At 40.6% G+C, this 24,548-nt stretch carries 27 protein-coding genes; 10 read left to right on the forward strand and 17 right to left on the reverse strand.

What is annotated here, in order from left to right:
- Nucleotides 1-23: 23 nt before the first annotated feature.
- Genes aroC through QXI54_09000 form a run of 6 tightly spaced genes read left to right on the forward strand, consistent with a single transcriptional unit; the run spans nucleotide 24 to nucleotide 5,552 of the window.
- Nucleotides 24-1,115, forward strand: a complete 1,092-nt coding sequence (aroC, locus tag QXI54_08975; GenBank protein MEM0303283.1) for a chorismate synthase — start codon at nucleotides 24-26, stop codon at nucleotides 1,113-1,115.
- On the forward strand, nucleotides 1,112-2,410 hold the full coding sequence (locus QXI54_08980; GenBank protein MEM0303284.1) for a 4Fe-4S binding protein: 1,299 nt from the start codon (nucleotides 1,112-1,114) through the stop codon (nucleotides 2,408-2,410). Before aroC ends, QXI54_08980 begins: the two co-directional genes overlap by 4 nt.
- Nucleotides 2,367-3,569 carry a bifunctional phosphopantothenoylcysteine decarboxylase/phosphopantothenate--cysteine ligase CoaBC gene (gene coaBC / locus QXI54_08985; protein ID MEM0303285.1) on the forward strand — a complete coding sequence of 401 codons (1,203 nt, stop codon included), beginning with the start codon at nucleotides 2,367-2,369 and terminating at the stop codon, nucleotides 3,567-3,569. Before QXI54_08980 ends, coaBC begins: the two co-directional genes overlap by 44 nt.
- Nucleotides 3,566-4,387 (forward strand): pantoate kinase, encoded by an 822-nt coding sequence (locus QXI54_08990; GenBank protein MEM0303286.1) that lies wholly within the window; start codon nucleotides 3,566-3,568, stop codon nucleotides 4,385-4,387. The genes coaBC and QXI54_08990 overlap by 4 nt, the downstream gene beginning before the upstream one ends.
- Nucleotides 4,338-5,105, forward strand: coding sequence for a carbon-nitrogen hydrolase family protein (locus QXI54_08995; GenBank protein MEM0303287.1), 768 nt, complete (start codon nucleotides 4,338-4,340; stop codon nucleotides 5,103-5,105). The genes QXI54_08990 and QXI54_08995 overlap by 50 nt, the downstream gene beginning before the upstream one ends.
- Before the next feature lie 42 nt (nucleotides 5,106-5,147).
- Entirely contained in the window at nucleotides 5,148-5,552 is a 405-nt protein-coding gene (locus tag QXI54_09000; protein MEM0303288.1) for a DUF4870 domain-containing protein, read from the forward strand.
- A 4-nt stretch (nucleotides 5,553-5,556) separates the two neighbouring features.
- Here the strand turns inward: QXI54_09000 and QXI54_09005 are convergent, their stop codons facing one another.
- Nucleotides 5,557-6,048, reverse strand: coding sequence for a DUF6125 family protein (locus tag QXI54_09005; protein MEM0303289.1), 492 nt, complete (start codon nucleotides 6,046-6,048; stop codon nucleotides 5,557-5,559).
- A gap of 81 nt (nucleotides 6,049-6,129) precedes the next feature.
- Entirely contained in the window at nucleotides 6,130-6,789 is a 660-nt protein-coding gene (locus tag QXI54_09010) for a hypothetical protein (GenBank protein MEM0303290.1), read from the reverse strand.
- Between the two features lie 86 nt (nucleotides 6,790-6,875).
- Here QXI54_09010 and aroE point away from each other — a divergent pair, with 86 nt between their 5' ends.
- The gene (gene aroE, locus QXI54_09015) at nucleotides 6,876-7,682 is read left to right on the forward strand and encodes a shikimate dehydrogenase (protein MEM0303291.1); all 807 of its coding nucleotides are present in this window, start codon (nucleotides 6,876-6,878) and stop codon (nucleotides 7,680-7,682) included.
- Here the strand turns inward: aroE and QXI54_09020 are convergent.
- From QXI54_09020 to cofG, 4 genes are read right to left on the reverse strand one after another with little or no spacing between them, the layout of a single operon-like run.
- Nucleotides 7,668-7,922 (reverse strand): hypothetical protein, encoded by a 255-nt coding sequence (locus tag QXI54_09020; protein ID MEM0303292.1) that lies wholly within the window; start codon nucleotides 7,920-7,922, stop codon nucleotides 7,668-7,670. The two genes, aroE and QXI54_09020, sit on opposite strands and share 15 nt — an antisense overlap.
- Before the next feature lie 4 nt (nucleotides 7,923-7,926).
- Nucleotides 7,927-9,771 carry a threonine--tRNA ligase gene (locus QXI54_09025; protein ID MEM0303293.1) on the reverse strand — a complete coding sequence of 615 codons (1,845 nt, stop codon included), beginning with the start codon at nucleotides 9,769-9,771 and terminating at the stop codon, nucleotides 7,927-7,929.
- A gap of 35 nt (nucleotides 9,772-9,806) precedes the next feature.
- Nucleotides 9,807-10,820, reverse strand: a complete 1,014-nt coding sequence (cofH, locus tag QXI54_09030; protein ID MEM0303294.1) for a 5-amino-6-(D-ribitylamino)uracil--L-tyrosine 4-hydroxyphenyl transferase CofH — start codon at nucleotides 10,818-10,820, stop codon at nucleotides 9,807-9,809.
- Complete coding sequence (gene cofG, locus QXI54_09035) at nucleotides 10,795-11,766, reverse strand: 7,8-didemethyl-8-hydroxy-5-deazariboflavin synthase subunit CofG (GenBank protein ID MEM0303295.1); 972 nt, start codon at nucleotides 11,764-11,766, stop codon at nucleotides 10,795-10,797. The genes cofH and cofG overlap by 26 nt, the downstream gene beginning before the upstream one ends.
- A 110-nt stretch (nucleotides 11,767-11,876) precedes the next feature.
- Between cofG and QXI54_09040 the strand changes: the two genes are divergently transcribed.
- Nucleotides 11,877-12,851, forward strand: coding sequence for a phosphate uptake regulator PhoU (locus QXI54_09040; GenBank protein MEM0303296.1), 975 nt, complete (start codon nucleotides 11,877-11,879; stop codon nucleotides 12,849-12,851).
- On the opposite strand, the gene ribB is transcribed toward QXI54_09040, so the two are convergent.
- The 8 genes from ribB to QXI54_09080 form a co-directional block, all read right to left on the reverse strand.
- On the reverse strand, nucleotides 12,848-13,552 hold the full coding sequence (ribB, locus tag QXI54_09045) for a 3,4-dihydroxy-2-butanone-4-phosphate synthase (protein ID MEM0303297.1): 705 nt from the start codon (nucleotides 13,550-13,552) through the stop codon (nucleotides 12,848-12,850). The two genes, QXI54_09040 and ribB, sit on opposite strands and share 4 nt — an antisense overlap.
- Nucleotides 13,549-14,196 carry a winged helix-turn-helix domain-containing protein/riboflavin kinase gene (locus QXI54_09050; protein ID MEM0303298.1) on the reverse strand — a complete coding sequence of 216 codons (648 nt, stop codon included), beginning with the start codon at nucleotides 14,194-14,196 and terminating at the stop codon, nucleotides 13,549-13,551. Before QXI54_09050 ends, ribB begins: the two co-directional genes overlap by 4 nt.
- 83 nt (nucleotides 14,197-14,279) lie before the next feature.
- Nucleotides 14,280-15,605: an MFS transporter gene (locus tag QXI54_09055; GenBank protein MEM0303299.1), complete on the reverse strand. Its 1,326-nt coding sequence runs from the start codon at nucleotides 15,603-15,605 to the stop codon at nucleotides 14,280-14,282.
- Between the two features lie 68 nt (nucleotides 15,606-15,673).
- Entirely contained in the window at nucleotides 15,674-16,441 is a 768-nt protein-coding gene (locus tag QXI54_09060) for a hypothetical protein (GenBank protein ID MEM0303300.1), read from the reverse strand.
- A 67-nt stretch (nucleotides 16,442-16,508) separates the two neighbouring features.
- Nucleotides 16,509-17,390, reverse strand: a complete 882-nt coding sequence (locus QXI54_09065; GenBank protein ID MEM0303301.1) for a thiamine pyrophosphate-dependent enzyme — start codon at nucleotides 17,388-17,390, stop codon at nucleotides 16,509-16,511.
- A complete protein-coding gene (locus QXI54_09070; GenBank protein MEM0303302.1) occupies nucleotides 17,387-18,553 on the reverse strand; it encodes a transketolase C-terminal domain-containing protein in 1,167 nt (388 codons plus the stop codon). The genes QXI54_09065 and QXI54_09070 overlap by 4 nt, the downstream gene beginning before the upstream one ends.
- A gap of 14 nt (nucleotides 18,554-18,567) precedes the next feature.
- Complete coding sequence (locus QXI54_09075; GenBank protein MEM0303303.1) at nucleotides 18,568-18,858, reverse strand: 4Fe-4S binding protein; 291 nt, start codon at nucleotides 18,856-18,858, stop codon at nucleotides 18,568-18,570.
- Nucleotides 18,855-19,412 carry a pyruvate ferredoxin oxidoreductase subunit gamma gene (locus QXI54_09080; GenBank protein ID MEM0303304.1) on the reverse strand — a complete coding sequence of 186 codons (558 nt, stop codon included), beginning with the start codon at nucleotides 19,410-19,412 and terminating at the stop codon, nucleotides 18,855-18,857. Before QXI54_09080 ends, QXI54_09075 begins: the two co-directional genes overlap by 4 nt.
- 202 nt (nucleotides 19,413-19,614) lie before the next feature.
- Here QXI54_09080 and QXI54_09085 point away from each other — a divergent pair, with 202 nt between their 5' ends.
- Entirely contained in the window at nucleotides 19,615-21,357 is a 1,743-nt protein-coding gene (locus tag QXI54_09085; protein ID MEM0303305.1) for a hypothetical protein, read from the forward strand.
- 108 nt (nucleotides 21,358-21,465) lie between these two features.
- Entirely contained in the window at nucleotides 21,466-21,813 is a 348-nt protein-coding gene (locus QXI54_09090) for a TusE/DsrC/DsvC family sulfur relay protein (protein ID MEM0303306.1), read from the forward strand.
- A 3-nt stretch (nucleotides 21,814-21,816) separates the two neighbouring features.
- On the opposite strand, the gene QXI54_09095 is transcribed toward QXI54_09090, so the two are convergent.
- From QXI54_09095 to QXI54_09105, 3 genes are read right to left on the reverse strand one after another with little or no spacing between them, the layout of a single operon-like run.
- Nucleotides 21,817-22,473 carry a flavodoxin family protein gene (locus QXI54_09095; protein ID MEM0303307.1) on the reverse strand — a complete coding sequence of 219 codons (657 nt, stop codon included), beginning with the start codon at nucleotides 22,471-22,473 and terminating at the stop codon, nucleotides 21,817-21,819.
- 4 nt (nucleotides 22,474-22,477) lie between these two features.
- Complete coding sequence (locus tag QXI54_09100; protein MEM0303308.1) at nucleotides 22,478-23,437, reverse strand: hypothetical protein; 960 nt, start codon at nucleotides 23,435-23,437, stop codon at nucleotides 22,478-22,480.
- Nucleotides 23,341-24,471, reverse strand: a complete 1,131-nt coding sequence (locus QXI54_09105; protein MEM0303309.1) for an asparagine synthase-related protein — start codon at nucleotides 24,469-24,471, stop codon at nucleotides 23,341-23,343. Before QXI54_09105 ends, QXI54_09100 begins: the two co-directional genes overlap by 97 nt.
- Nucleotides 24,472-24,548: the final 77 nt, after the last annotated feature.

Consider the following 24,548-nt stretch of genomic DNA (forward strand, 5'->3'; position numbering starts at 1 on the left):
AAGGTTGGAAGGAACTGATCTTGATGAACATCTTCGGCTACGCTTTCAGAGTCACAACCTGGGGGGAAAGCCACGGTAAGGCTGTCGGCTGTGTTATCGACGGCTGTCCTGCGGGACTTGAAATTGACGAGGAATTCATTCAGAAAGAAATGAGTAGAAGAAGGCCAGGTGGTGAATTTAGCTCAAAGAGGAGGGAAATCGATAAAGTTGAGATTCTTTCTGGCGTTCTAAATGGAATCACGATTGGAACACCTATTTCGATGCTCGTGTGGAATGTTGATGTGGATTCAAGTCCTTATGACGAGCTAAGAACAATTCCACGTCCCGGGCATGCGGACTGGAGTTACTATGCAAAATTTGGAATTCGGGACTGGCGTGGTGGTGGGAGAGCTTCGGCAAGAGAAACGGTCGCAAGAGTTTCTGCTGGAGCAATAGCAAAACTTATTCTGAAAAAATATGGAATAAAGGTTTTTGGATACGCAAAAGAAATCGGAGGAATAAAGTTTGAAGTTGAGGATGCTGAGAAAGCCTTTGAAATTGCAGAGAAAAGCCCAATAAGGTGCCCAGATATAAAAAAAGAGAAAGAAGCTGAGGATTTGATAAAAAAGGTGATGAGTGAAGGTGATAGTGTTGGCGGGATTGTGGAAATCGTTGCGAAGAATGTGCCAGCAGGCTTAGGAGAACCAGTCTTTGGTAAGATCAGCGCCTATCTTGCCTATGCTCTCATGAGCATACCCTCAGTGAAGGGCTTTGAGATTGGAAAGGGTTTTGAAGTTTCAAAGCTCAGAGGGAGCGAAAACAACGATCCAATCGTGCTGAGAGATGGTAGAATACGGTTTGCAACAAATAACGCTGGCGGAATTCTTGGAGGGATTACGAATGGAGAAGACATTGTTATGAGAATCGCAGTTAAGCCAACTCCTTCTATAGCGAAAAAGCAAAAAAGTGTTGACTACGAGAAAATGGAAGAAGTCGAGATCAGCGTGAAGGGGCGACATGACCCTTGCATAGTTCCAAGAATAGTTCCTGTGGCGGAAGCGATGGTTTCGCTTGTGCTTGTGGATTGCATGCTCCTTCAGGGTTTGATTCCAAGGAGTTTTATGGGGAGAACATGATCGAAAGAGAGATAGAAGCAGACGAAAAACTAAAACTTGTTCAGAAGGCTGAAGATGAGATTAGAGAGCTTATTTACGATTATAAAAGATGCAATGGCTGTGGAATCTGCGTTTATGCATGCCCTGTGAATGCAATCGAACTCGGGCCGGTGCACGAGATTGCCAAAGGAATGGAGATGCCACCAGTGATCATAGACCACCTGAAATGTGCATATTGCGGAATATGTTTCTCATTTTGCCCCTTTAATGCCTTTGAATTTTATATAAACAAAGAACCGATTGAAAAATCCTCTTTACCTCTCTCTCCAGTTCGCTACACTTACAAATACGAGAACTGCAAAGAGTGCACTCTCTGCTACAAGGTCTGCCCAACGAAGGCGATAAGCAGAGAGAGAATAATTACAAGAAGCCAGATCCCAGAAAAGAATGAGAACTTAAAGGGATCTGTTAAGATCGACAGGCAGAAGTGCAATCTATGCGGAATATGTGCGGAATTTTGCGAAGTATTTAAAATGGTGGATAAGGAGATCTCTCCGACGGACATAATGCCTTACAGCGACATTTTGATCGATGAGAGCAAATGCGATTACTGCAAGCTTTGCGAGGAAATTTGCCCAGAGAAAGCAATAGCGGTCGAGGGAAAAAGAATCTCCTACAGGCTTCCGCAAAAGATCGCAAAGATTACGATAGAGCAGAATATTTGCTCAAACTGTGGCTACTGCGAAGAAATTTGCCCTTATGACGCTGCAAAGACTATAAAGCCAATTGAAGGAAAGCTAAGCTTGTTTGAAGCGAGAATGACAAGATGCGATCCCGTTGGTTGTGGAGCCTGCCTTAGGATCTGCAAGTTTAACAGAGTCTGGTTCGTGTCAGAGGACAGAAAAAGAGTTTATTTTAATGAAAAGTTCTGCATATACTGCGGAGCATGCGAAAATGCTTGTCCTTACGATTTGATTTTGGTTGAAAGAAAGAATTACTTCACAAAGGAGATGGTTTTTGACGCTCCATGGAGAAACGCTTGGGAGGATGCGGTTGGTAGAATAGTTAAAAAGGAGAGAGTTAAACAGCTTGAAAAGATCTCGGTTTCAGAAGCGGAGCAGATAGCAATTGAAGAAGGCTTGGAGATCGGTGAAAAGGCTCCGCTTAAAGGTTTGGACAAACTTGAAAAAATTGAAGAACTGCTAAGAAAAGTCAGGTATAGAAAGGCTCTCGAAACTGGGGATCTTGAGGTGTTTATGAGGGGTGTTGAACGTGCACTTGGAGAGAATCCGAGGAACGGAGAGCAGAAGACTTGAAGGAAAGAAGATCGTGCTTGGAGTTACTGGTAGCATTTCCGCTGTTGAATGTGTAAAGCTTGCAAGAGAGCTTGCGAGAAGAGGAGCGGAGGTATTCGCCGTAATGAGCGAATCTGCACAGAAAATTATTCATCCGTATGCTCTTGAATTTGCCACTGGGAATAAGGTTGTTACGGAAATCACGGGAATGATTGAGCATGTTAACTATCTGGGCTCAGAAGGATTTGCGGATCTATACTTAATAGCCCCCGCCACTGCAAACACAATCTCGAAGATCGCCAACGGGATCGACGACACACCCGTGACGACTTTTGCAACAACTGCCTTGGGGGCAAAGAAGCCAGTATTAATAGCCCCAGCGATGCATGCGGCGATGATTGAGAATCCCGCTGTGCGGGAGAACATTGAAAAGCTTAAAAAAATGGGAGTCGAGTTCATAGAGCCAAGATTTGCTGAAGGAAAGGCAAAGTTTCCTGAAATTGAAAAGATCTGCTTGCATGTAGAAAGGAAGCTTTATCCAAAAGAATTCGCAGGAAAAAAGGTTCTCGTGACCGCGGGACCAACTTACGAGCAGATCGATCCAGTGAGGTTTATAAGCAACAGAAGTTCTGGGCTAATGGGTAAGGAAATCGCTCTTGAGCTTTGGCGCAGAGGAGCGGAGGTCGTGCTAATAACTTCGAGAAACTTTGGAATCGATCTGCCCAATTTCAGGGAAGTGCATGTGTGGTCAGTCAGGGATATGCTGAATGCCGTGCTGAAGGAGATTAAAGATTGCTCTTTATTTGTGTCTTCGGCAGCTCCCGCGGACTTCGTTGTTGAAATGCAGGATAAAAAGATCAAAACTACTCCAGAGCTTGTTCTCAGGCTTAAAGAAGCTCCAAAAATAATAAGAGAGGTTAGAAAAGTTTACAGTGGAGATATAATAGGTTTCAAAGCTGAAACTGGGGTTAGAGATGAAGAACTTGTGGGAATTGCGATGGAGAAGCTGAATACTGACGACTTAGTCATGATCGTTGCGAACGATGTTCTTGAAAAAGGCATGGGAACCGAAGAAACACGAGTTGCGGTGATCAACCGCAAGAGAACCCAATGGCTTGAAGGAAAGAAGGGAGAAGTTGCGAAGAGGATTGTGGAGATCTACATCGAAGATTGCCTATGATCTTCTGCCCAGCGGCGATAAGCTGTATCTTCAGCCCGAAGATCGATCAGGATCCGCTGAGAACAGGTAGCATCGGAGTGGGGTTCACAATCAACAGGGGAGTGGTTGCAAAACCCTCTTCTGAAATCACTTTTAACGGAAAAAAAATAGATTTTCCGACCGTCGAGTTTGTGCTTAAAGAGAACAAAATGGAAGGTGTGGAACTAATCAGCGATTTACCACTTGGCTGTGGATTTGGGTTGAGCGGAGCTTCAGCGCTTGCGACAGCATTTCTTAGCGAAAAACCCGCAGTTGAACTTTACGACTTGGCACACGTAGCAGAAGTTGTCAATCTTACGGGTCTCGGAACGGTGGCAACTCAGGTTTTCTCGGGATTGGTTATAAGAAAGTCCGCTTCATGTCCTTCAAGAATTGTTGTTGAAAGATATGCTTGGAATTATGAGCTGGATTTCCTCTCTTTGGGGAGCATTTCAACAAGGGAAGTGTTGACAACGAGGAAAAATATAAGCGAAATTGGAATGAAATGGCTTAAGGAGTTCATGAAAAAAGTAACTCTGGAGAATTTGTTCAGATGCTCAAAGGCATTCGCTGTGGAAACTGGACTTATTGAGCCCGTAAAGGACATAATTGAGGCTGTTGAGAGTTCGGGGGGAATGGCAAGCATGGCGATGCTTGGAAAAACTGTTTTTGCTTATAATGGCTTTGAAGCATTGAAAGAATTTGGAAAGCCATTCAAAGCTAAAATTGAGTGTATTGGGGTGAGAAAAGTTGAAAGTTTCGGCAATTCAGTGCAGAATCGGCGATTTGAACAGTGCTGAGAGGTTATCAAGGGAAGCAATAGAGATGGGGGCGGAGTTGCTTCTTTACCCCGAATATTTTTCATATCTAGTGTTATCTATAGAAATCGGAGAGAAAACCCTTGAATTCCTGCGAAGGATAAGCAAGGAGTATAGTGTTGTCACATCAGGCAACATCGTTTTTAAGGAAGATAAGATTACAAATAGGGCCTTTATATTTGATTCTGGTGAAGTTGTAGGCTATCAGGACAAAGTTCATCCCACGAGGAATGAAAGAGCTCTTGGAATTGCTTCCGGCGAGAGACTTAATGTTTTTAATGTTCGAAGGGCAAAAATATGCGTTCTTGTTTGTGCAGACATCCTTTATCCTGAGCTTTGCAGAATAGCTGGTTTAAAAGGAGCTGAAATCGCTCTGAATCCCGTAGTTTCTTTCAAGTATTCGGAGCTTCCCGGAGAAAATTTGAGATATTGCCTTTACTTTGCCAGATCTTTCGATAACTGCTATGCAATTGTTAAAGCAGGTGGCTTTGGCAGAACTTTCGCTGGAAGTGATGCGGTTGGGAGAAGCTTGATTGCGAGCTTTGATGGAGTTCTTGCCAAAAGTAAGGGCGAAGAAAGTGAGGAGGCTGTTATAGCAGACGTTGATCTGAGCAGAATAAGGAACTATAGGTTGATAAATTACTCTCTGATCGAGAGAAACGTCGAAGCTTATCGGGATTTGCTCGAGAAAAGTATATAAATATCTTTGGAATAGTATTAAAAAATTGTGGGGGTGTTGTAAATGAATGGTGAGGAAGCGAAACCAGCAGAAGCAAAGAAAGCAAAGACTTCTACTGGTCTTGAAGAGAACGTTGCAGGGCTTTTGTGCTACCTTGCCGGGTTTATAACTGGAATAATATTTCTAATTATTGAAAAAGAGAGCAGTTTTGTCAGATTTCATGCAATGCAGTCTACGATTACTTTCCTGTCTCTTGTAATATTGAACTGGATCATTGGTGCTATTACGTGGTCAATGATATTTACACCATACACTTGGGGCTTAGTAGCAATCTTGGGTGTAATTTCGATTTTGATAACGATCGTGGCAATAATTTTCTGGATTTTGGGCATGTATATGGCTTATCGTGGGCAGAGGTATAAGTTCCCAATTTTTGGGAACTTAGCAGAAAGCTTCCTAAAACAATAAAATTTTACTTTTTTCTGAACTCCCATTCGCACCAGCAGTTTTCTGGCTTCTTGTCGGGTGGACAAGCTTTGCAGATCACTTCAAAATTGCTGTTCAGTTCTTCAACAAAACTCTTCAGATATCCAAATCTTACTTTTTTGCATGAAAAAATTTCCAATCCTTTTTTCAGTCTCGCTTCCTGAATTTTACAGCTTACAACCCTGAAAATCCCCGAGTTATCAGAGATCTCGAAATCCTTTTTTGTCTGGTAAAGAGCCCAACTCGTGTTGCTTAAGAGTTCGAGCAAAGTTTCTATGCTTTCAACTTTTTCAATTCCAAAAATTTTCTTCAAATCTTTGGCTTCGATCTTAGCCAAGGAACTCCAGCAATTTGCATCTATCTCGGTCGCAGGTTTTACACCGAATTTCTCCTCAATTCCAAGGAAGTAGAGCCCATCGACACGCCAGAGATTTCTAACTTGGAAGAAAAGCAGATCAAGTATTTTTTTCAGTATCAAGTTTCCGCAACCTAAGACGGTCTTCAGCTTCAGTTATCTCCATAGCCAAAATAATTCGTTAACATAAAAACTTTTGTGATTTTAATTAAGCTTAGCTTCTTTTAGAGCTTTTATGACCGCTTCTATACAGCTTTTAGCTAAATCAAAACCTTCTTTACCAAGAAACGCAGATCCAAACGCAATCAATCCTCCTCCTTGAATTATGAGTTCTTTTGAACTTGTCGATGGGATCTTGAACCTCGCATTTTTGATTTCAAGAATTTGTAGCGGTTCCACTGCTTTAGATTTTGAAACTTCTCTTTCGCTCTCAAGCCTGAATTCCAGTTTTCCAGAGCTTGCAAAAGCAAACAGAGGCTTTATGGCGTAAATCCTGAGATAATTTCCAAAGAATTGCTTTAAAGCAACAATTAAGTAAATGTCCCCTTTTAGTTTTATAACCGCATATGGCTTAACCAAAGCCCACTCTTCTGCGGGAAGCTGTTGAACTACCTTACGAGCTAATTTTTTAGTCTCGTTGAAGTTATAGGCAGAAAGGCTTGAGATCGTGACAATCATGCCTGCAAGAAAAGAAATGAGAGATAAGAACTCCGTAGAAAATCTTAGGGCAAGCAAAATTAGCATTATCAGAAAGAATACGAGACCCATAAAGGCGTAACTCTTTATATCATATTTTGCTTTCGAGATGTATCTCGGTTCAAGTGCTGTGTTTTCTGAGCTAATTTTTGAAATCGAATTTCTCATCGCTTGTCAGTATGAATCTAACTGCTTAATAAATCTCTTCAGGTTGTGAACGATTAGAATTATTAACTTACTCCCTAAGTTTTATTATGCTATACTTGGGCATAATAGGGTATCCGATCTCTCATTCGATTTCACCAAGGATTCACAATGCGGTAATGGAAGAGCTGAAAATCGAAGGAAGATATCTGGCATTTGAAGTTAAGCCCTCTGAGTTGAAGGAAGCCATTTTTGGTGCTAAGGCACTCGGATTTACGGGGCTTAACGTTACGATCCCTTATAAAGAAGAAGTGCTGAAGTTCGTAAAACCGATTGGCGAGGCAAGGCTTGCTGTGAATACAATCGATTTGAGAAAGATGGAAGGATATAACACCGATGTTTATGGGGTCGAAATGTCCTTTAAAAATTCTGGGATCGATGTAAAAGATAAAATTGCTCTTGTGGTTGGTGCTGGCGGGGCGGGAAAGGCGATTGCCTTGGCTTTGATGAAATTGGGTGCAAGAGTTGTTTTGACAAACAGAACCGAAACGAGGGGGATTGAGGCAGTCAAAGCCTTACGGGGGTTTGGACACTGCATATTTTGTCCATGGGATAAAATTAAGGAGCTTAAAGTGGACATAGTTGCAAATGCGACTCCAATTGGGATGAAGGGCTTCTCTAAAGGTCTACCAATTCCTGAAGAAATCTTGAAACCTGAGATGATCGTTTTTGACGCAGTTTACAATCCTCCTGAAACCCAGCTGATCTCCAAGGCAAAGGAAAAGGGTTGTTTAGCTATAGGCGGTTTGGATATGCTAATACATCAGGCGGAAAAGGCTTTTGAGATCTGGACAGGAGTTAAACCGCCAGTTAGCCTAATGAAAAAAGTCGCAATGGATGCTTTAAAGGTTCAATAAAAATGTCCAAATGATATACCAGGAGGAAAGAGTCATAAAAGACAGCCCAATCCAATCCCGCGCTTTGAGTTCGATTCCAAATTTCCGAAATAAAAATTTCTGAATATATATAAAGAAGACCAATATTATTATACCAAACGCATCTCTTTGTCTAAGGTCTTGAGTAATCATAAAAGAAGCGATTCCGGCAAGAATTCCAAGCAAGACTGGAACGAAAACCTTCTTTAATTCTGCATCCATTTTATCACCTGAATGAAGGCCTCATTGATAACAACTTCGGAAGTGGAAGAGGTAGGAATGGTTTACCTTCAATATCTTTCTGCAAAATTTTCTTAAATTCCTCAACTGTAACCTGAATCCTCTTTTGCTTCTCAAGCGTGGACTCGCTTCTTACCGTTACGGTCAACTTTCCTTCTTGAATTTCTTTCTCTCCAAGAACAACTATGTAGGGTATCCATTCGGTGTTTGCGTCTCTTATCTTTTTGTTCAGAGTCTCGTTGCGGTCATCGACGTCAACTCTTGCGGGTAGCATTTCTGCAATCTTCTTAGCTTCTTCAAGATATTTTTCGCTGACGGGAACTATTCTAACTTGCGTGGGCGAAAGCCAAACTGGAAGCATTGGCAACCTCTTTGCATCGAGCATGAATTTTGCTTTTTCAAGCAGAGCATACATAACTCTTTCTATAGCACCGCTTGCAGAACAGTGCAAGATCAGCGGGGTTTTTCTGTTTCCGTCAGAGTCTACAAAAGTTATTCCGTATCTCTCCGCATTCTCGACATCGATCTGCACGGTCGATAACGCCGAAGCTTTGTCAAGCGAATCAATAAAATTAAATTCAAACTTTAAAACGAAGTAGAAAAAGCGATGGTCCCACATTTCAAGCAGTATTGGTTTCTGAAGGACTTCTGCAATTTTCTTAACAAAGTCTTTATTCTCTTCGTAGAAATCTCTCGTAATTCTTATTGCAACCTCGTAATCATCTGGCTTAATCCCTATCTCGCTCAGAACTTCGACCGCAAGCTTATACTGCCTGAGAAATTCTTCCATTGCCTGATTCATGTCTTTTACAATTGTGTGCATGTCCGGCATTGTAAATGCTCTGAGCCTTCGTAAGCCAACAAGCTCCCCTCTTTGCTCCTTTCTGAAAGAATACCTTGTGAGCTCGTAAATTTTCAATGGAAGGTTCTTGTAAGTTATTGTTGCATCTGAGAGCATCAAGAATTGCCCAAAACATGCTGCAAATCGCATGAAAAACTCTCTTTTGTCGCCCTGAAGTATATATTGCCTTGCGGGGAATCTCTCAAGGTATTTACGCAATGTCGGATGGTTGCGATCATACATTAGCGGAGTTTCGACTTCCATTGCTCCGTATTCAATGCATTTCTGGGTAACAAAGCGTTCTATCAAGCTTTTTATCAGTCTTCCCTTAGGATAGAACCTTATATGCCCAGAATCGCTTGCATTCTCGTAATCTGCAATTTCAAGCTTTTGCATGAATTCAACATGAGCCGGAATTGCATCGACCGCCCTTCTCTTCTCCATTTCATAACTTGCAAATTTTCTCAGGTTCTCAAAGCCCTTGAAGTCGAATTCTTCAACTTTTGTAAGCTCTCCATTCGGTTTAAGGATAAACCAGTAGCTTACAACCTTTTTTTCGTCACGCAAAGCCTTTGTGATCTCCGCTTCTTCGCCACCAATCTCCCTTGAGAGCTCGCTTAATGGATGACCTTTACAGGAGATTTTGAAAGCCTTATACCAGCCAAATGGTGCTCTTTTCACTTCAAAACCCTTGAGTTCGGATTCAAGCATTTTTAAAATCTTTATCGCAGTCTCAGAATCTGCAAGATTTGAGGAGAGATGAGCATAGGGATAAATCAAAATCCTATTCGCTCCAACCTTGTTTGCAACATCCGAGATCTCTTCGACTGCTCTTTTTGCAGTCTCTTCATTATCTCCCTTTTCAACAGACGTAAAGACAACGAGAACTTCTTCAACTCTGTCTCCTTTTCCCTCAAAATCTTCTGCAAGTTTTGTTCTTTCCTTCACTTCGTATTCAATGTAATCAGCGTGGATTAGGAGTAGCTTCATGAAGGGCAGAACGCAGAGGGAAAGATAAACTTTTCCTAATCCAATATATTGTAAAGCGTATCTCTCTGCTTTGGAATTCTCCCCGCTCTGATTATGAGCTCTTTTAGCTCTTCTGGGCTGATAAATTCTCCACTCGTAGCTCCTGCAGACTTCGATATGTTTTCCTCGATTAGAGTTCCACCAAGATCGTTCGCTCCAAAATTCAGCGATGCCTGAGCCAGCTTCACACCAAGTTTAACCCATGAAGCCTGAATATTCTTTATCTCTGGATAGAGCAAAATTCTTGCAATTGCGATTACAAGAAGATCATCGAATCCAGAAACCCCTTTAGCTTTAGCTCCGAGCTCGTTATTTTTCCACATAAATGACAGTGGAATAAATTCAGTAAAACCATGTGTCTCTCGCTGAATCTGCTTTATCAGAAGAATGTGTTTTATTCTTTCCTCCCATGTTTCTATGTGCCCATACATCATCGTTGCGGTTGTTGGAATTCCTGTATTATGGGCTTCTTTTATTATTTTTACCCATTCGTGAGTTTTAAGCTTCTGAGGGCAAATTTTTTGTCGAACACAGTCGTCGAGAATCTCTGCTGCAGTTCCCGGCATTGAACCCAAACCCTCTTTTTTTAGAAGTTTCAGAACCTCAACTGTGGGCAATCCACTGTTTTTGGCCATGTGCATAATCTCCATTGGAGAAAAAGCATGGATATGGATCTTCTTGGAAACATCTCTTACTGCTTCGAGTATCGAGACGTAGAAATCCACTCCTGCATTTGGCAAAAGGCCTCCCTGAATACAAACTTCCGTGCATCCAAAATCAACCGCTTCTTCGACCTTCTTCTTTAATTCTTCGAGGGAAAGAATATAATTGCGTCTATTCCTGAAAGAGCAAAACTTACAGTTATTTACACAAATATCGGTGAAATTTATGTTTCTGTTGACTACAAAAGTTACGATGTCCCCAACAGCCTTCTTTCGCAACTCATTAGCCAGTTTAAAAGTTTCGTATGGATCTTGTAAAAGCTCAAGAGCGGGAGTATCCGTCATCATCTGAATACACCTCTATTAGCTCACTCACAGCACTCCCAAACAATTTAAGCTTTACGAATTTTGGATAAACAGGAAGCCTTTCCTTTAGAATAAATTCGTTTCTCAAAGCCTCTCTTAATTTTTCGATGGAGGGCCAATTCGCTTCTGGATTTATATAATCTGGCGTCACTTCCGATATCCCTCCAAGATCATTCGCTCCTGCCTTCAAAAATGGATAAACATCATTGACGAGATTTGGTGGAATCTGAATGGCTACATCTTCCGGCAAAATATCTCTTGCAATTTTCACCGTCTCGAGCATCTCTTCAACTGATGGTTCTGGATTATTTTCCATTTTGGTTCCTTTTTTTGGCTTGAAATTTTGAATTATAACTTCCTGGATATGCCCGAACTCCTCGTGAATATTGGATATAACTTCAAGCGAGTATTCTCGATCGTATTTTCTCTCACCTATCCCTACAAGGATTCCAGTTGTAAATGGAATTTTGAGTTTTCCCGCCTCTCTAATTGTTTTAATTCTGAGCTCAGGCTTTTTTCCGATGCTGTCTGAATGACATTCCAGCTCAACTGCCTGTTCGAGCATAAGGCCGAGGCTTGCATTGAATGGTTTGAGTTTCAAAAGTTCCTCTTTATCAAGCAGGCCTGCATTTGTGTGTGGAAGAAAACCGAACTTTATTGCAAGCTTATTCATGTCCACAACATAGTCTAAAAAATCTGAATAGCCCCAACTCCTTAGAACTTCCTTTATTTCAGGATAAACTTGATCTGGCTTTTCTCCAAAAGTGAAAAGAGCCTCCTTTGCACCTCTTGCTTTGTATAAAAGCTCTTCAACGCTTTTTTTACTCATCAAATTTATTTTTTCACTCCTGAATCCACAATACCAGCACTTATTCCGGCAGTTTCTGGTAAGAGGGATGAAAACATTTCTTGAATACGTGACGATCACACTATAAAGTATTCGAACTTCTCAAAAAATTTGTGACAGCGCTCTTTGTATCGATATAGGAACAATAAACTAAAATCGAAAGATATTTTAACATCTTAATAGACCTATGTATGATGGAGACCAGAAAGCTCCAGTTGATTGGAGGATCGAGCTACATGGTCAGCCTACCAAAGGAGTGGGTAAAAGCAAATAAGTTGGGCCAAGGAGACGAAATAATTCTTGAAGTTGAAGACAAAGTTATAACGCTTTATCCAAAGGGATTTAAGGATGATCTGAAGGTTTCAAGGGTTGTCATTGACAATCTAAAAAGATATGATGAAAAGTTTTTACGTAGATTTATATATGCTTTGTATATACAGGGTATTGACGAAATTCTGATAACTGACAGGAATCTGAACCCGAGACTCATTGCGAAAATTAGCGAGATAGTAAAATCCCTTATAGGCATAGAAATAATCGATGCAAGCGACAAAGTTGTGCTGAGATGCCTTACGGTGACGGACTTTGATGTGTATGGCGTTGTTAGGCGGATGACCCAGATAGTTCTCACGATGATTCATACGATCTTAGATGCAATGGCAAAAAACGATTCTTCTGCTCTTAGAGAGATTAGAAATCTGGAGATAGATTCTGACAGGCTGTATCTTTTGGCGGTAAGGCAGGAACACAGACTAGTAAGAGAATTCTCGAGCCCAGCGAGATGGAATGAGTTGAGGCTGATTCTTGGAATTAGAACAGTTGCAAAACTAATTGAAGAGATCCTCGACAATTTTGAAAATTTCTCGAATTACGTTGCAGAGCTGAAAGATACAAAAGAAAAAGAGATATTGGTCAAATTCCTGAAAGATCTCAGCAACGCCTTTGAAATGACTTCAAGGGCTTATTTCAACTCAGATCTCGAACTTTCAGAGGATTCTATACAATTGCTCGAGGAAATCGAAAAGAAGATGGTGGAGAGCATTGAAGGCACATCGCAGTATCGTTTAGGGTTGGAATCTCTTTTAAGCGCCTGCAGACATATGAAGTCCATAGGAGAGATTGCACTGAACAAATCAGTCAGAGAGACGCTAAAAATGGTAGATTAAATGAAAATTTTTGCTTTGATTTCCCTAAACTCTTTGTAGTGTTTCACAACATCCTTGCCTTCGACAAAAGGAATATTCCTCTCTTCAGCGAACTCCATCGCTTTTTCTTTGCTTAGGGCCTTTCCAGTTTCGCTGTCAAGCATTTCGCATATGGCAACTGCAGGGGCTATACCTGCCATTTCTGCCAGTGCTACGCTTAATTCTGTCTGCCCAACTCTGTTGTATGTTAAATTCTCAGAGGCTCGAAGAATTGCAACGTGTCCGGGGCTTCTGAATTCTTTGCCAAAATCGAAATTACCGTTTAGCATCACAATGTCCACAACTTCCCCAATTCTTTTTATGGTCTTTGCTCTATCCACGTCTGTTATGCCTGTAAAAGTATCCCTATGGTTTACCCAGATCGAGAAAGAGCTTCTTGAGTCATATTTTATGTCAAAGTTTGAAATTGAAGAAAGAGACGGGATCTTTTCACTTGCAACTCGCAATACATCATGCATGAAAGGCAATCCGAGCTTTTTAGCAGCTAAAGGATGAATCGCTACACAAATGAGCCCACCACCATCAATTCGCATCATCGCAACGTCTTTCGGCTTTACAAATTGTGCAGGAATTGCAATGTCCGTTTCACCTTCACGGTCTTCAAAGTCGAAAATCAGAACGGGTTTCCCCCTTCTAAAGGCTTTTAGAGCTTCTTCGATCATAGAATCACCTCCACTTCGACTGAATCTCCATCTTTAAGGTTTAAAACATCTCTAAGCTTTTTGTCCGAAATTATTTCGAGAACATCTCCCGGGTAGTGAGTTCTCTGAGGTATCACAATGAAGGCATTCAGATCATTTACCCTACATTTAAATGCTTTGACAGAACCGAAGGTTCTGTTCTCTGCTGTAAAACCCTCGATTTTTATTCCATCTTCGAAATCAAGTCTTTTTTTGATTATCATGTGCTCTTTCAAAACTCTCAAGTTCAGCGTGCCTGGAAATGGATCTATGCCAAGCTTTTCGATGAACTGTTTTCTGTAGCCTTCAAGCGATACATAGTATCTACCCTCGCCAAGACCGCTAAAAACTATGCAGTGGATTTTTATGACGTTTGGAGTCTCAAATATCTTTTTATAATCTGAATATTCGGCATAAAGGGCGTCTATACCTTTTTCAGTTATTGCTATGAACTGACCGTCTTTTGTTATGTTTCTCTCAATAAGACCCTTGGCTTCAAGCTCCTTTAATCTTCTTGAGGCTGTCTGTGAGCTTTGGCCTATTTTATCTGCAAGCTCTTTGCAACTAACCTTAATAACTTCCCTTGTAGCATTCATTAGTGCCAAGATTTTCAGGGTTTCAATCATATCAATTTCGAGATGCTTCTCGCAAGTGTTATAAATTTTTTGCTCGATAAATCAATTATTAAAAACTTGAGAATTCTATAGGTTTAAAGTTCAAGGTTTCCTCTCTTTAACTTTGAAATCACGAGTTTTTTAATGTCGTGGTAAACTTTCTCGAGATCTTTAAAAAATAGAAATGGCAAGTTTACGAGTGCAGACGTTATTGGCTGTCCGAATTCATCATAGAACTTAAGTAGGGGGAGAAGGAGCAAAGAAGATACGAGAGAAAAGGCAAATAGGACAAGAAAAGCGTTTTCCCCCAAAAATGCAAGTTTTATTAGCAATAGACCACCAAAAATACTTCCTAAGGCTGAAAATAAATCTTGCATCCAGTTACCTATAGCATAAAATGGAGCAGAGTGTTTTCTACGAGTCATGTCTGCAACCGCATTCATAAATGCTATGGTGGGTGCGGAAGTGTAGAAGCCATGTAGGATGTAGGCTAGGATTAGCAAGTATAGAGAAATATAGAATTCTGAAAGTATAAAGAGAGCAGCTGAGAAGACAAATGAGGCTATGGAGATACCGAGTAAAGGTTTATTGCCAAATTGATCCGATATAGTGCCCGCAAATCTTAGTGAAAATATGGAGGAGGTATGAGCAATAAATGCAAATAGAAAAATAAACCAGATAGGATATCCAAGAACCTGTAAAACATACACAGCAAAAAATGAACGCGAGGCACTTAAGGAAAAGCAGAATGCAGAGTTTAAAAACGTCCATTTCAGGAAATTACTATTTTTAAGTGGAGTTATGAGACTTGGTTCACTTATTCTACTTGATTTTACTTCTTCAATGTTTCTAAGAAAATATACGCTTATGACACCCGCAAGAAAAGTTAAAAAGAAGAGAATCGGAAAAGCCTGTTTGTCGAGCTTTTCAAAGAGCCAGATCTCAAATATAAAAATAGGAATTGCAGCCAATTTTCCGTAAGCCAATCTTTTTGATAGCATTTCACCCATTTTTGCTCCGAAGAGCAGATCTCTCATCCAGGAGCTCCAGCTTACGGTTAGAAGGTCTTCACAAATGTTAAAAATTAGGTAGAAGATTCCAAATAAAAGAATCTCATATGGCCCATCTAAAAGTGAAGTAATGGCGATTGCTAAAATCGAATTTTTAGCCACAAAACTGGCAAATACTGCCACTTTTTTCCTACTCTTTTTTTCAACGAATTTTGCCGAGATTATCTGCGTAATCGTTGTCATGTTGGGTATTGCAACTAAAATCCCGATAACAAAAGGATCTGCTCCTGCTAAAGCAAGATAAGAACTTATGATGGTTGCGGTGAGCAATGAAGCTGTTATCTGTGAGAAAATACCTTCTCTAAGGAAATTTTTCAGGCTTCTCTCAGGATCGTGAAATTCTACATGCATCGCTTGCAAATCTCGGATCTGTTTTTAAAGGTAATTAGGAGTATCAAAAAATACTTGAATTCTTTCTTTTAATTTAAACGCTTTTGACTTTCTTCATTATAAATTTCTGGCAAGATTTCGCTTAGATTGTGGTATTCTTGGGCACAGTGATGGAACATGTGTTTTCCAACGTCTCTTGGAATTACCCTTCTTTTAATAATGGGTCTGTTTAAAAGCCAAGAAAGAATTTTTCCTCCAAATCCTTCAACTTCCAATCTTTCACCGATCCAGAATCTACTCCTGAGTTCGACTCCTTCTTGAGCCTTTCGAACAAAATGACACATTTTTGTATGCCAGACGGTAAACCAAGCTCTTTTGATTCCAACCCTTGCACAGATTATGGCCACTTTGTCAAAATCGACATTTTCAAGTTTTTTCGTGTCGAAGCCAAACTCCAAGGGAGTCAGAAATTGTATAATGAGCTTTTGCTTTCCTGTGCCAATATCTTCAGTGACATAATGAGTGAAGCCCGTCGAATCGGTGTGAACGTCGAAGTGTTTCTCCGGATACCAGATCCTGTATCTGATTCCTTCCTTTGAGTGCCACCAGAACCACCAGTATAGCATCTCAATGCTGACTTTGGGCATCTTCGTCAGGCAGGCAACATAGGCACTCCCATCTTTGAAGTGATGGAAACCATTTTCGAAGAGATGATAACCTTCTTCCAGCAGTTTATCTTTTTCGGAAAACATTAAGACTCCTTCAGACGGGATATCTTTGCCTTCGTTGATTATTTTAAGATGCGTTTCCGGTAGTGGAACATTACCCCTTGTAAGGAACTTTTCGTATCCACTCATCAATCATTAAAATTTATTGAGGTATTAATTCTTTTTCATGAGTTAGCAAGGAAATGGTTGTAAAAAATCACTCTTTCTTTATGTCCAAACCGTATTTTTCTGCATTGTAGTCAGCAATTTTCTGTATTTCTGCGATTACCTCTTTACCTCTTGGATCTGCAAATAGGTGTCTGAATCTGCGCTGGAGCTTGAGATATTCCTCAACTGGCTTGCGATCTTTTATTTTTCTTACCGTCCTGAGTTGTCCATTTTCGAACTCCACAATTGGATAGAGTGCGGTCTCAATCGCAAGATTTCCAACTTTTACAACATCTTTGCCATCAATGCCCCATCCCGTAACGCAGGGGCAGTGGATTTGTATGTACTTCGCTCCATAGAGATCTGCAGCTCTCTTGACTTTTCTCCTGATATCCGCAGGCAAAACTGCACTGGAAGTGGCAACATAGGGTGATCCATGGGCCAAAGCTATCGCAATCATGTCCTTTTTTCTACCAGTTTTTCCAAGCATTTTTTTCCCCGCGGGTGTTGTGGTCGTCTCCTCACCGAGCGGTGTTAGACCGCTTTGCTGATGTCCAGTGTTCTGATAAGCTTCGTTGTCGAGGCAAATGTATATCACATCATGATTTCTGTCGAACATTCCGTGTAGGGTCAGTCCGATGTCAGCAGTTGCTCCATCGCCTGCCAAAACAACAACTTTGCCCTCGTCTTCTCTTCCCAATGCTTTGAGTGCCTCAGAAATTCCACATGCTACTGCTGCAGTATTGTCGAAAAGTGAATGGATATATGGCACCCCCCAAGCATTTTTACCGTATTGCGAGCTTATGATCTCGAGACAGCCAGTAGAGTTTGCTACAAAGCATTTTCCATCTAAAGCTTCGAGCACATTTCGAACTGCGATAGTTAATCCGCATCCCGGACAGGCTCCATGGCCTCTACCAAAGAATCTCATGGGATCACCTCTTCAAATTCCTTGACACCCTTAAAACCGCTCTTTTCTTTTCCTGCCAATGCGTCTCTTACCAATTTTTCCAGAAAGTCCTTTGGGATATCTCTCCCACCGAGTCCAATAATCATCGAAACTATTTCTGCGGACATTCCGTAGAGAGCGGATTTAAGCTCTATCGACAGATTTCCTTCATATCCAAGGCTTACAGAACGGTCAATAACAATTATCTTCTCCGCTTCGCTTAGGGCTTTCCTTAATTCTTCTGTAGGGAACGGTCTGAACGTTCTTAGCTTTATTAGCCCAACCTTTAATCCTTCTTTCTGCAAGTCCTCCACAACTTTTCTGAGTAGACCAACAACCGAGCCCACTGCAACAACAAATGCCTTTGCATCTGGATTTACAACTTCCAGATGCCCGCCCCAGTCTCTGCCCGAGATCTCTGCCCATTCTCTGAATACATTTTCCATTATTGTCTTTGCCCTCTCCATTGCATTCTGCATTGCAACCCTGAACTCCATGTAAATGTGTGGTGGAGCGTAGCAACCGAATGCAAGAGATCTTTTTGTTGTCATGTAGGCCTTTGGTTTATATGGGGGCAGAAAGCTGTCAACCAACTCTTGATCAAGCAGGTCTACGGGTTCATAAGCGTGTGTTAGTTTGAAGCCATCCATACAGACCATGAAAGGTAGAAGAATTCTTTCATCTTCGGCAATTTTGTAAGCCTGTGGAATCACGTCATGCGCCTCCTGATTATTCTCAACATAAAGCTGAATTATCCCGGCATCTCTTAAAGCCATGCTATCCTGAAGATCGTTCCAGATGCTTAGAGGAGCTGAAACCGCTCTGTTCGTATTTACGATAACGATTGGCAATCTCAAACCAGCAGCATTGTAGAGAACTTCACTCATCAATATTAGTCCCTGACTGCAGGTTGCTGTAAAAGTCCTTGCTCCTGTTGCAGATGCTCCTAATAGAATACTTGCTGCAGCAAATTCGGATTCTGCAGTTATATATCTACAATTTTGCAGTTCTCCATTTGCATACATTTCTGCAAGATTTACAACGATTTCAGTTTGGGGGGTAATTGGATAAGCACATATCACGTTTGGTTTGCATAATTTTACAGCATGAGCAACGGAATAAAATCCCCTTACGACCCTCATCATATGCTTACACCTCCTCAAAGTTCGAGTTTGAAAAGTTCCTTCATTTCCATTCTTATGGCATTCTTGGGACAAACAGAAGCGCAAACTCCGCATCCCTTGCAGTAATTGTAATCCACAACCGCAAATTTTTCTTTTTCGAACTCTTTTACTTCAATGCATCCATCTGGACAGAACTGCTCACAAATTCTGCAAGCTGTGCACTTTTCCTTGTCAACAAAAGCCCATTCGGCTCCCCAATCACCTGTTTTTAGCTTTTCAGATTGCAAAGGTTCAGAAATGGCTCCTAAGTTAATCTTTATCTTCATCTGCAGACACCTCGCATGTAGTTATAAGCCTCTTCAATCAGAGTTTTGTTTTTTCTCAATAGATCACCATCAAACAATTCTTCAGCAGTCTTTATCAGAGTTTCAAGCTTAAATATGCCCGTCGCTCCTGCAAAAGCTCCAACCATGGCGGTGTTTGTTATTGGTCTACCCAGTATTCTCATCGCCATTTTTGTTGCGTTTATCGTAAAGATCTTATTTTCGATCTTTAAATTCATTCTAAGCTCTTCTGGACCTTTTGGATAATTTGCTATAAGCATACCGTTTGATTTTAATCCTGAAACTACATTTACCGATTCAAATACGCTTGGATCAAGAACGACAACATAATCGGGATTATAAACTTCATCACGGACAGCTATTGGTTCGTCAGAGATTCTTAGAAACGATGCCACTGGTGTCCCCCTTTTTTCGGCTCCAAATGTTGGGAATGAGAGAGTATAATAACCCTCTTTGAAACCCGCTACCGCGAGAAAGTCTGCCGCGGTGACAACTCCTTGTCCTCCTCTTCCATGGAATCTTACCTCAATCAACATGTTCATCAGGCAGAGCATAGGTTTAAAAAATTTTTTGAGTTTGACAAAAAAGTTGAAACTCTTACAATTTTTGATACTTATTTTTGCCAATCTTTACAAATTTTTTTGGCAATCTATGTAGCACTTTCATTCGAAGTGAATTCAATCGAGAAATTTCAATTTGGGAAGAATGACTTAAAAATGCGTGCTAAAATTAGTAAGCATGAAAGCAGTATTGATACTTCCCTTGCTCCTGGTAATCCTCGCTCCTGTTTCTGGAAAAACAGAAGTATATATAAAATTGGATAAAGATCTGGTTGCTAATGGAGAATTAATTCGTATAAATGTCAATGTTTTATGCGATCCCCCCAGCCCAGTTGAAATTCTGGTCGCTGGTGCGAGCGGTGGAGAATGGCTTTATGATTCTAATAGCGAAAAAATTGAAAAATTAAACGAAACTTGGGAGTTTCAAATACCCGAAGATTGGCAGGAGGGAAAATACTTTGTAAAGGTCAATATTTTGGAAAATTCCACAACAAGAGAATTTTTTGAAGAATTTAGGGTTCTAAAACCAAAAATTATTGGAGTAGGAGTCCCTGAAATTCCGTACCAAGGAAGTGTCTGGATAAACGTTATTGTGGAGACACCTGAAGAGGATAAAACGAGTTTATCTTTCAGAGTTATAGGAGCAAATGTAAAATTTAACTCAAATGAGGAATTTAAACCATACAAAAACTCAACAAAGCTAAGATTGAATCTTCGGGAATTATATGAAAAAAGCAGAAGTATGGATTATGCTTTAAAACCAGGAATATACGCAATGGAGCTTATACTGAAATACGGAGGAAAAATTTATGACAGCAGGATTTTGACTTTTGAAGTCGTAAAACCGAGAATAGCAGTAAGTGTTGCCGAAGAAATCGTTTCGGGAACTCCTCTTCGAGTATCTATATCTACAAATAGAGTAAATGAAACCTCTGGTGCTTACAATGGGATCATATTGACACTCGTTGGCGAGAATTATAGGATTGTGAGGTTGGTGGAATTAGACGATTGGGGATGTGCAAACATTACGTTAGAAACTGCTGGACTTAGCGAGGGAGATTACAGGCTTTATGTTCGGGACACTTCACTAACACTGAGAGGACTAGATCCAAAAATATTCGGTTTTTTATATTATGATCTTGATCCGAAAGACCCTGTTGCGAGAGAATATCATGCCCAAGATGATGTGCTTGTGGTGAAGTATTTAAAAATCAAAAATGTAGACAAGTCTAAGCCAGAGCAAATCATTTTCCTCGAACCTTCAGATCAAAATGTTATTCAGGGGGATTTTGTAGATTATAAAGTTCTGCTTAGCGGTGCAGAAAATGGGCTGAGCGCTTATGAAATAGTTCTTAGCATTTCTAATCAATCTGTTGCGAAATTCCTCAATATCTACACTCCGGAATGGGCACAGGAGATGCGCAGGATTGTTAATGAGGACTATATAGTGCTTAAAGCGTTAGACATAAAGGGTGGTGTGGGCAAAGGAGCAGGCAGAGTTGAATTAGCAACTGTCAGACTCAAAGCTGTGAGTGAGGGTTTGACGGAGATAAGCGTTAGAGCTAATAGGCTCAACTCCGACAATGGCGACTCCATGAATTCGTATTCTTATGGTGCATACCTAATTGTTAATCCCATGCCTGTAGAGGAAATAAACGAAACAGAAGATCTAATTAACTCGATTGGGGAATTTGAAAGTGAAATTTTAGAAATTCAGGAATTGGAAGAGTCACACGAGCGAATAAGTATGGAATTTCTAAACTCAACGATTTTGCCTTATTTAGATTACAGCAGTTCTGAAAACAAGACTAAAATCCCAAAGCCGAAAGAAATTAGCATAGAAGTTGCAGATCTGGTATTGATGGCCGGAACTGGACTTGCCTTTATTTTAGTCGCTGGTAGAAATAAATTTAATGGTTAGTAAGCGCACAGAAAGATGTTCACAAGAACTTGTGCCTATTTAAATCTTTTAGTATCGAAAATCGCAAGATATATATTTAGAAGGGTTTATACGAAAAATGGTGAAGTTATGATGGAGCTGTTGATAAAGGGAAAGAAGCTTAGGATTGATGATGATGGCTTTCTTCAGGATTGGGAAGAATGGGATGAAGAGATCGCAATAATGCTGGCCAAGGATCCTCGTTTTACAACACAGCCAATAGAGTTAACGGAAGAACACTGGAAAATCATAAGGTATCTTAGAAGCTATTATATAAAATATGGTGTAGCTCCTCCGGTAAGAATGCTTATAAAACAGGCAAAGAAAGACATTGGCCCACATGTGGACTTGCAGTATATCTACAAGCTGTTCCCTCAAGGCCCTGCAAGGGATGCGTGTAGGATTGCCGGTTTACCGAAGCCGACAGGTTGTATCTGAATTTTAAAGCATTTTATTCTTCCAGAACTCATAATCTGCTTTCATTATCTCTTTGTAGTTTTTAATGAGGTTCATCAGCTGTTTTTGCAATATAAGATCTTCTGTTTTGGCTTCTGGTTTAATGCCTGTCTTGTAGGCTTTTGCTATCTCTTTTCCAAGATTTCTTGCTTTTTCAATGTCGCTCTCACTTACATCGCCCGGAAAAACACCAAAGCCTATTGCATAACCCACAGGATAAACCCCCCAGGATTTCAGGACTCTGTTAAGATATTCCGCAACCACTTTCGGCTCTCCAACACCAGCATAGGTCACAATAGCACCCCCATACCCTCTTAACGAGGGTCTGTGTCCGAAGGCAAGCATTCTATCGATAAAGCACTTCATCTGAGCACTAACGTTTAGAAAATAAACCGGGGAGGCAAGGACGAGAACTTTCACATTCTTTATTTTATCCTTTAGCTCTGCCATATCGTCATTTATAAGACAATCCCCCTCTCTCAGACAGGTTCCACATCCAATGCAATACCCAATATCCTTTTCCTGAAGATAAACGAATTCCGTTTCAAAGCCAGAAGCTGAAAGTTCATCCAGGCATGCACGAAGCATTTTAGATGAATTACCCTCTTTTCTCGGAGAGCCAAGAATTCCGATGGCTTTCAACTTATCACCCCAGAGTTCCAGCAGATCTCCTCAACCTTACTCTTGTTCTCATAGACTTTTCAAGCACCTCTTCAAAGTCTGAATCGCTCATAATATATACTTTCGTTCCAGTTGGATACTTCTGAGATTTCAGTAGCTTCAGGTTTATTCCACCATTTAGCAGTGTTTTCACAACTATCGCCGTGCTCATCGCAGATTGGCTTACAATAGCAACATCTGCCTCCTCGAGAGCGTATTTATTCCCGTTAAAGGCTATAGCAACTCCTCCAAGCTCTTTAGCCTTCTTAAACATTTTGCAATCTGTTATACTGTCTCCAATTGTGATAGGAGTTTTTGGCTCGTATCTTTCAAGAATTTCGGCCTTTTCTTTTGCTCCAATAACTCTTAAATTGGTTAATCGACCCCATAATTTCGACATAAGGTTGTTAAGAAATTCAAAAAGGCTTTCACCTTTCAAAGAGGCAATTAAATCAATACTGCTCAGCAATTCTTCCTTTAAAGTTTCATCAAGCTCCAGAGAAAAGTCGACCTCGCTTCCGTGAACTATCTTGAATCCTATTCTCTGCGCAGTTGCAGATACAAATTTGCTGTAAGCCGTAGAGATTACCACAGGCTCGAAAAAGTTTAGAATTTCGCTGCCCGCTCTCTTTGCGTCGGGAACAAACCTTGCAGAGTTTATCAGACTATCGATAACGCCTTCTTTAATCCCGAAAGCGGAAATGAATGGAACTAAGAGCTTTAAAGTATACCCCGCCTCATATCCTTCTCTTTTTTCCACGTAGAACAAGTAGTCATCGAATTCGCTGAGATTTCTGAAAAATCGCTCGTTGTTAAAAATTGCAAGGCAAAGTTCGTATGCAAAATCGTTTAAAACCCAGGGCCCTTCCCAGTCTGTGAATAACCAAGCTTTCTCAGTATTTTTGCCACTCCTGTCGAATACTGTATTGCCTTCTTTTCCCTCCATACTACCTCCTCTGGAAGATATTTTTGAGCAATCCTCCTTAAAAAGTATTTCCTTACGATTTTACCTTCTATTCTCGCGACTTTTAATTCAGGCGGTATGCTCAGAGAATTTTTTATCACCCCCCATCTGAGATAGGGCAAAATAAGCTTTATTTCGTTGTGATACGAGAGCTTTGTGTCTCTTACCAAGTTTTTGGTGCCTATGTTTTTCAAATCTTCAATCAAAATTTTTTCGAGTTCAATGCTTTGATAGTTTTCATACCTCTTGTAGCCACCAAAGAGCTCATCCGCACCCTGCCCAAATATGACTCCATCAAAACCGCACTTTTTTGCAAATTTCATGGTTAGATGCACTGGAATTGCAATCGAAAGCTGTAAAAAGTTTGAGGATCCTATTACATTTGAAATTTCCGGGATTATGTGCTTTAACTCGTCTTCAGATATCTCAAAAAGCTCCAAATCTCTGGACAATTCTCTTGCTACTTTTTTGATCCATTCCTCCTCTTTTTTACTTGCGGTTACCGATAAAAGCGGGAGATCGTATAATGAAGCGAGAAAAGCTGAATCCAATCCACCCGAAAATGCTATACAGCTATTTCCAAATTTCAAACCGATTAATTCCTTTATTATTTCCTCTTCTATTTCCTCCAGATTCCTGTCCTCTTTTTTGATCACATCTTCAAATTTATATTGTCTCCTCTCCAGCAATCTACCCTCGTAGTCTATTTTAACAATCTCCCCTGGGAGGACTTCTTTTGGTTCTTCAAGGAAAGAACTGAAGGATGAAATTCCATTGGAATCGTAATACAGCGGTTTTCCGCCCAAAATGTCTCTTGATAGTAAAATGTAAGAAGCTCTGAATGCAACTACTGCATGTAGGCATTCAAGGTTTTTTGGCATATCTTCTGCAAATTTTAGATTTGGGGGGATATCAGAGTCATAGAAAATATTTCCTTTTTGCTCTGAGGGATATCGTGCAGATGCGTATATTCTCCTGATTTTTCCATCCTCAACATCGAAAGTTGCGTTAATCACGTTTAAACAGTGGAACTTTAAAGTTTATCTAACTTAGCTTAGCACCTTGAAGATCGAAAATCGCTGTTGAGCCGATG

The sequence above is a fragment of the Archaeoglobaceae archaeon genome (assembly GCA_038734275.1).
GTDB lineage: Archaea > Halobacteriota > Archaeoglobi > Archaeoglobales > Archaeoglobaceae > WYZ-LMO2.

Coding starts and splice junctions, on each gene's coding strand:
- aroC (MEM0303283.1), top strand. CDS start 24: ATGAACATCTTCGGCTACGCTTTCAGAGTCACAACCTGGGGGGAAAGC.
- QXI54_08980 (MEM0303284.1), top strand. CDS start 1,112: ATGATCGAAAGAGAGATAGAAGCAGACGAAAAACTAAAACTTGTTCAG.
- QXI54_08990 (MEM0303286.1), top strand. CDS start 3,566: ATGATCTTCTGCCCAGCGGCGATAAGCTGTATCTTCAGCCCGAAGATC.
- QXI54_09000 (MEM0303288.1), top strand. CDS start 5,148: ATGAATGGTGAGGAAGCGAAACCAGCAGAAGCAAAGAAAGCAAAGACT.
- QXI54_09010 (MEM0303290.1), bottom strand. CDS start 6,789: ATGAGAAATTCGATTTCAAAAATTAGCTCAGAAAACACAGCACTTGAA.
- aroE (MEM0303291.1), top strand. CDS start 6,876: ATGCTATACTTGGGCATAATAGGGTATCCGATCTCTCATTCGATTTCA.
- QXI54_09020 (MEM0303292.1), bottom strand. CDS start 7,922: ATGGATGCAGAATTAAAGAAGGTTTTCGTTCCAGTCTTGCTTGGAATT.
- QXI54_09025 (MEM0303293.1), bottom strand. CDS start 9,771: ATGAAGCTACTCCTAATCCACGCTGATTACATTGAATACGAAGTGAAG.
- cofH (MEM0303294.1), bottom strand. CDS start 10,820: ATGATGACGGATACTCCCGCTCTTGAGCTTTTACAAGATCCATACGAA.
- QXI54_09040 (MEM0303296.1), top strand. CDS start 11,877: ATGATGGAGACCAGAAAGCTCCAGTTGATTGGAGGATCGAGCTACATG.
- ribB (MEM0303297.1), bottom strand. CDS start 13,552: ATGATCGAAGAAGCTCTAAAAGCCTTTAGAAGGGGGAAACCCGTTCTG.
- QXI54_09050 (MEM0303298.1), bottom strand. CDS start 14,196: ATGATTGAAACCCTGAAAATCTTGGCACTAATGAATGCTACAAGGGAA.
- QXI54_09055 (MEM0303299.1), bottom strand. CDS start 15,605: ATGCATGTAGAATTTCACGATCCTGAGAGAAGCCTGAAAAATTTCCTT.
- QXI54_09060 (MEM0303300.1), bottom strand. CDS start 16,441: ATGAGTGGATACGAAAAGTTCCTTACAAGGGGTAATGTTCCACTACCG.
- QXI54_09065 (MEM0303301.1), bottom strand. CDS start 17,390: ATGAGATTCTTTGGTAGAGGCCATGGAGCCTGTCCGGGATGCGGATTA.
- QXI54_09070 (MEM0303302.1), bottom strand. CDS start 18,553: ATGATGAGGGTCGTAAGGGGATTTTATTCCGTTGCTCATGCTGTAAAA.
- QXI54_09075 (MEM0303303.1), bottom strand. CDS start 18,858: ATGAAGATAAAGATTAACTTAGGAGCCATTTCTGAACCTTTGCAATCT.
- QXI54_09080 (MEM0303304.1), bottom strand. CDS start 19,412: ATGTTGATTGAGGTAAGATTCCATGGAAGAGGAGGACAAGGAGTTGTC.
- QXI54_09085 (MEM0303305.1), top strand. CDS start 19,615: ATGAAAGCAGTATTGATACTTCCCTTGCTCCTGGTAATCCTCGCTCCT.
- QXI54_09090 (MEM0303306.1), top strand. CDS start 21,466: ATGATGGAGCTGTTGATAAAGGGAAAGAAGCTTAGGATTGATGATGAT.
- QXI54_09100 (MEM0303308.1), bottom strand. CDS start 23,437: ATGGAGGGAAAAGAAGGCAATACAGTATTCGACAGGAGTGGCAAAAAT.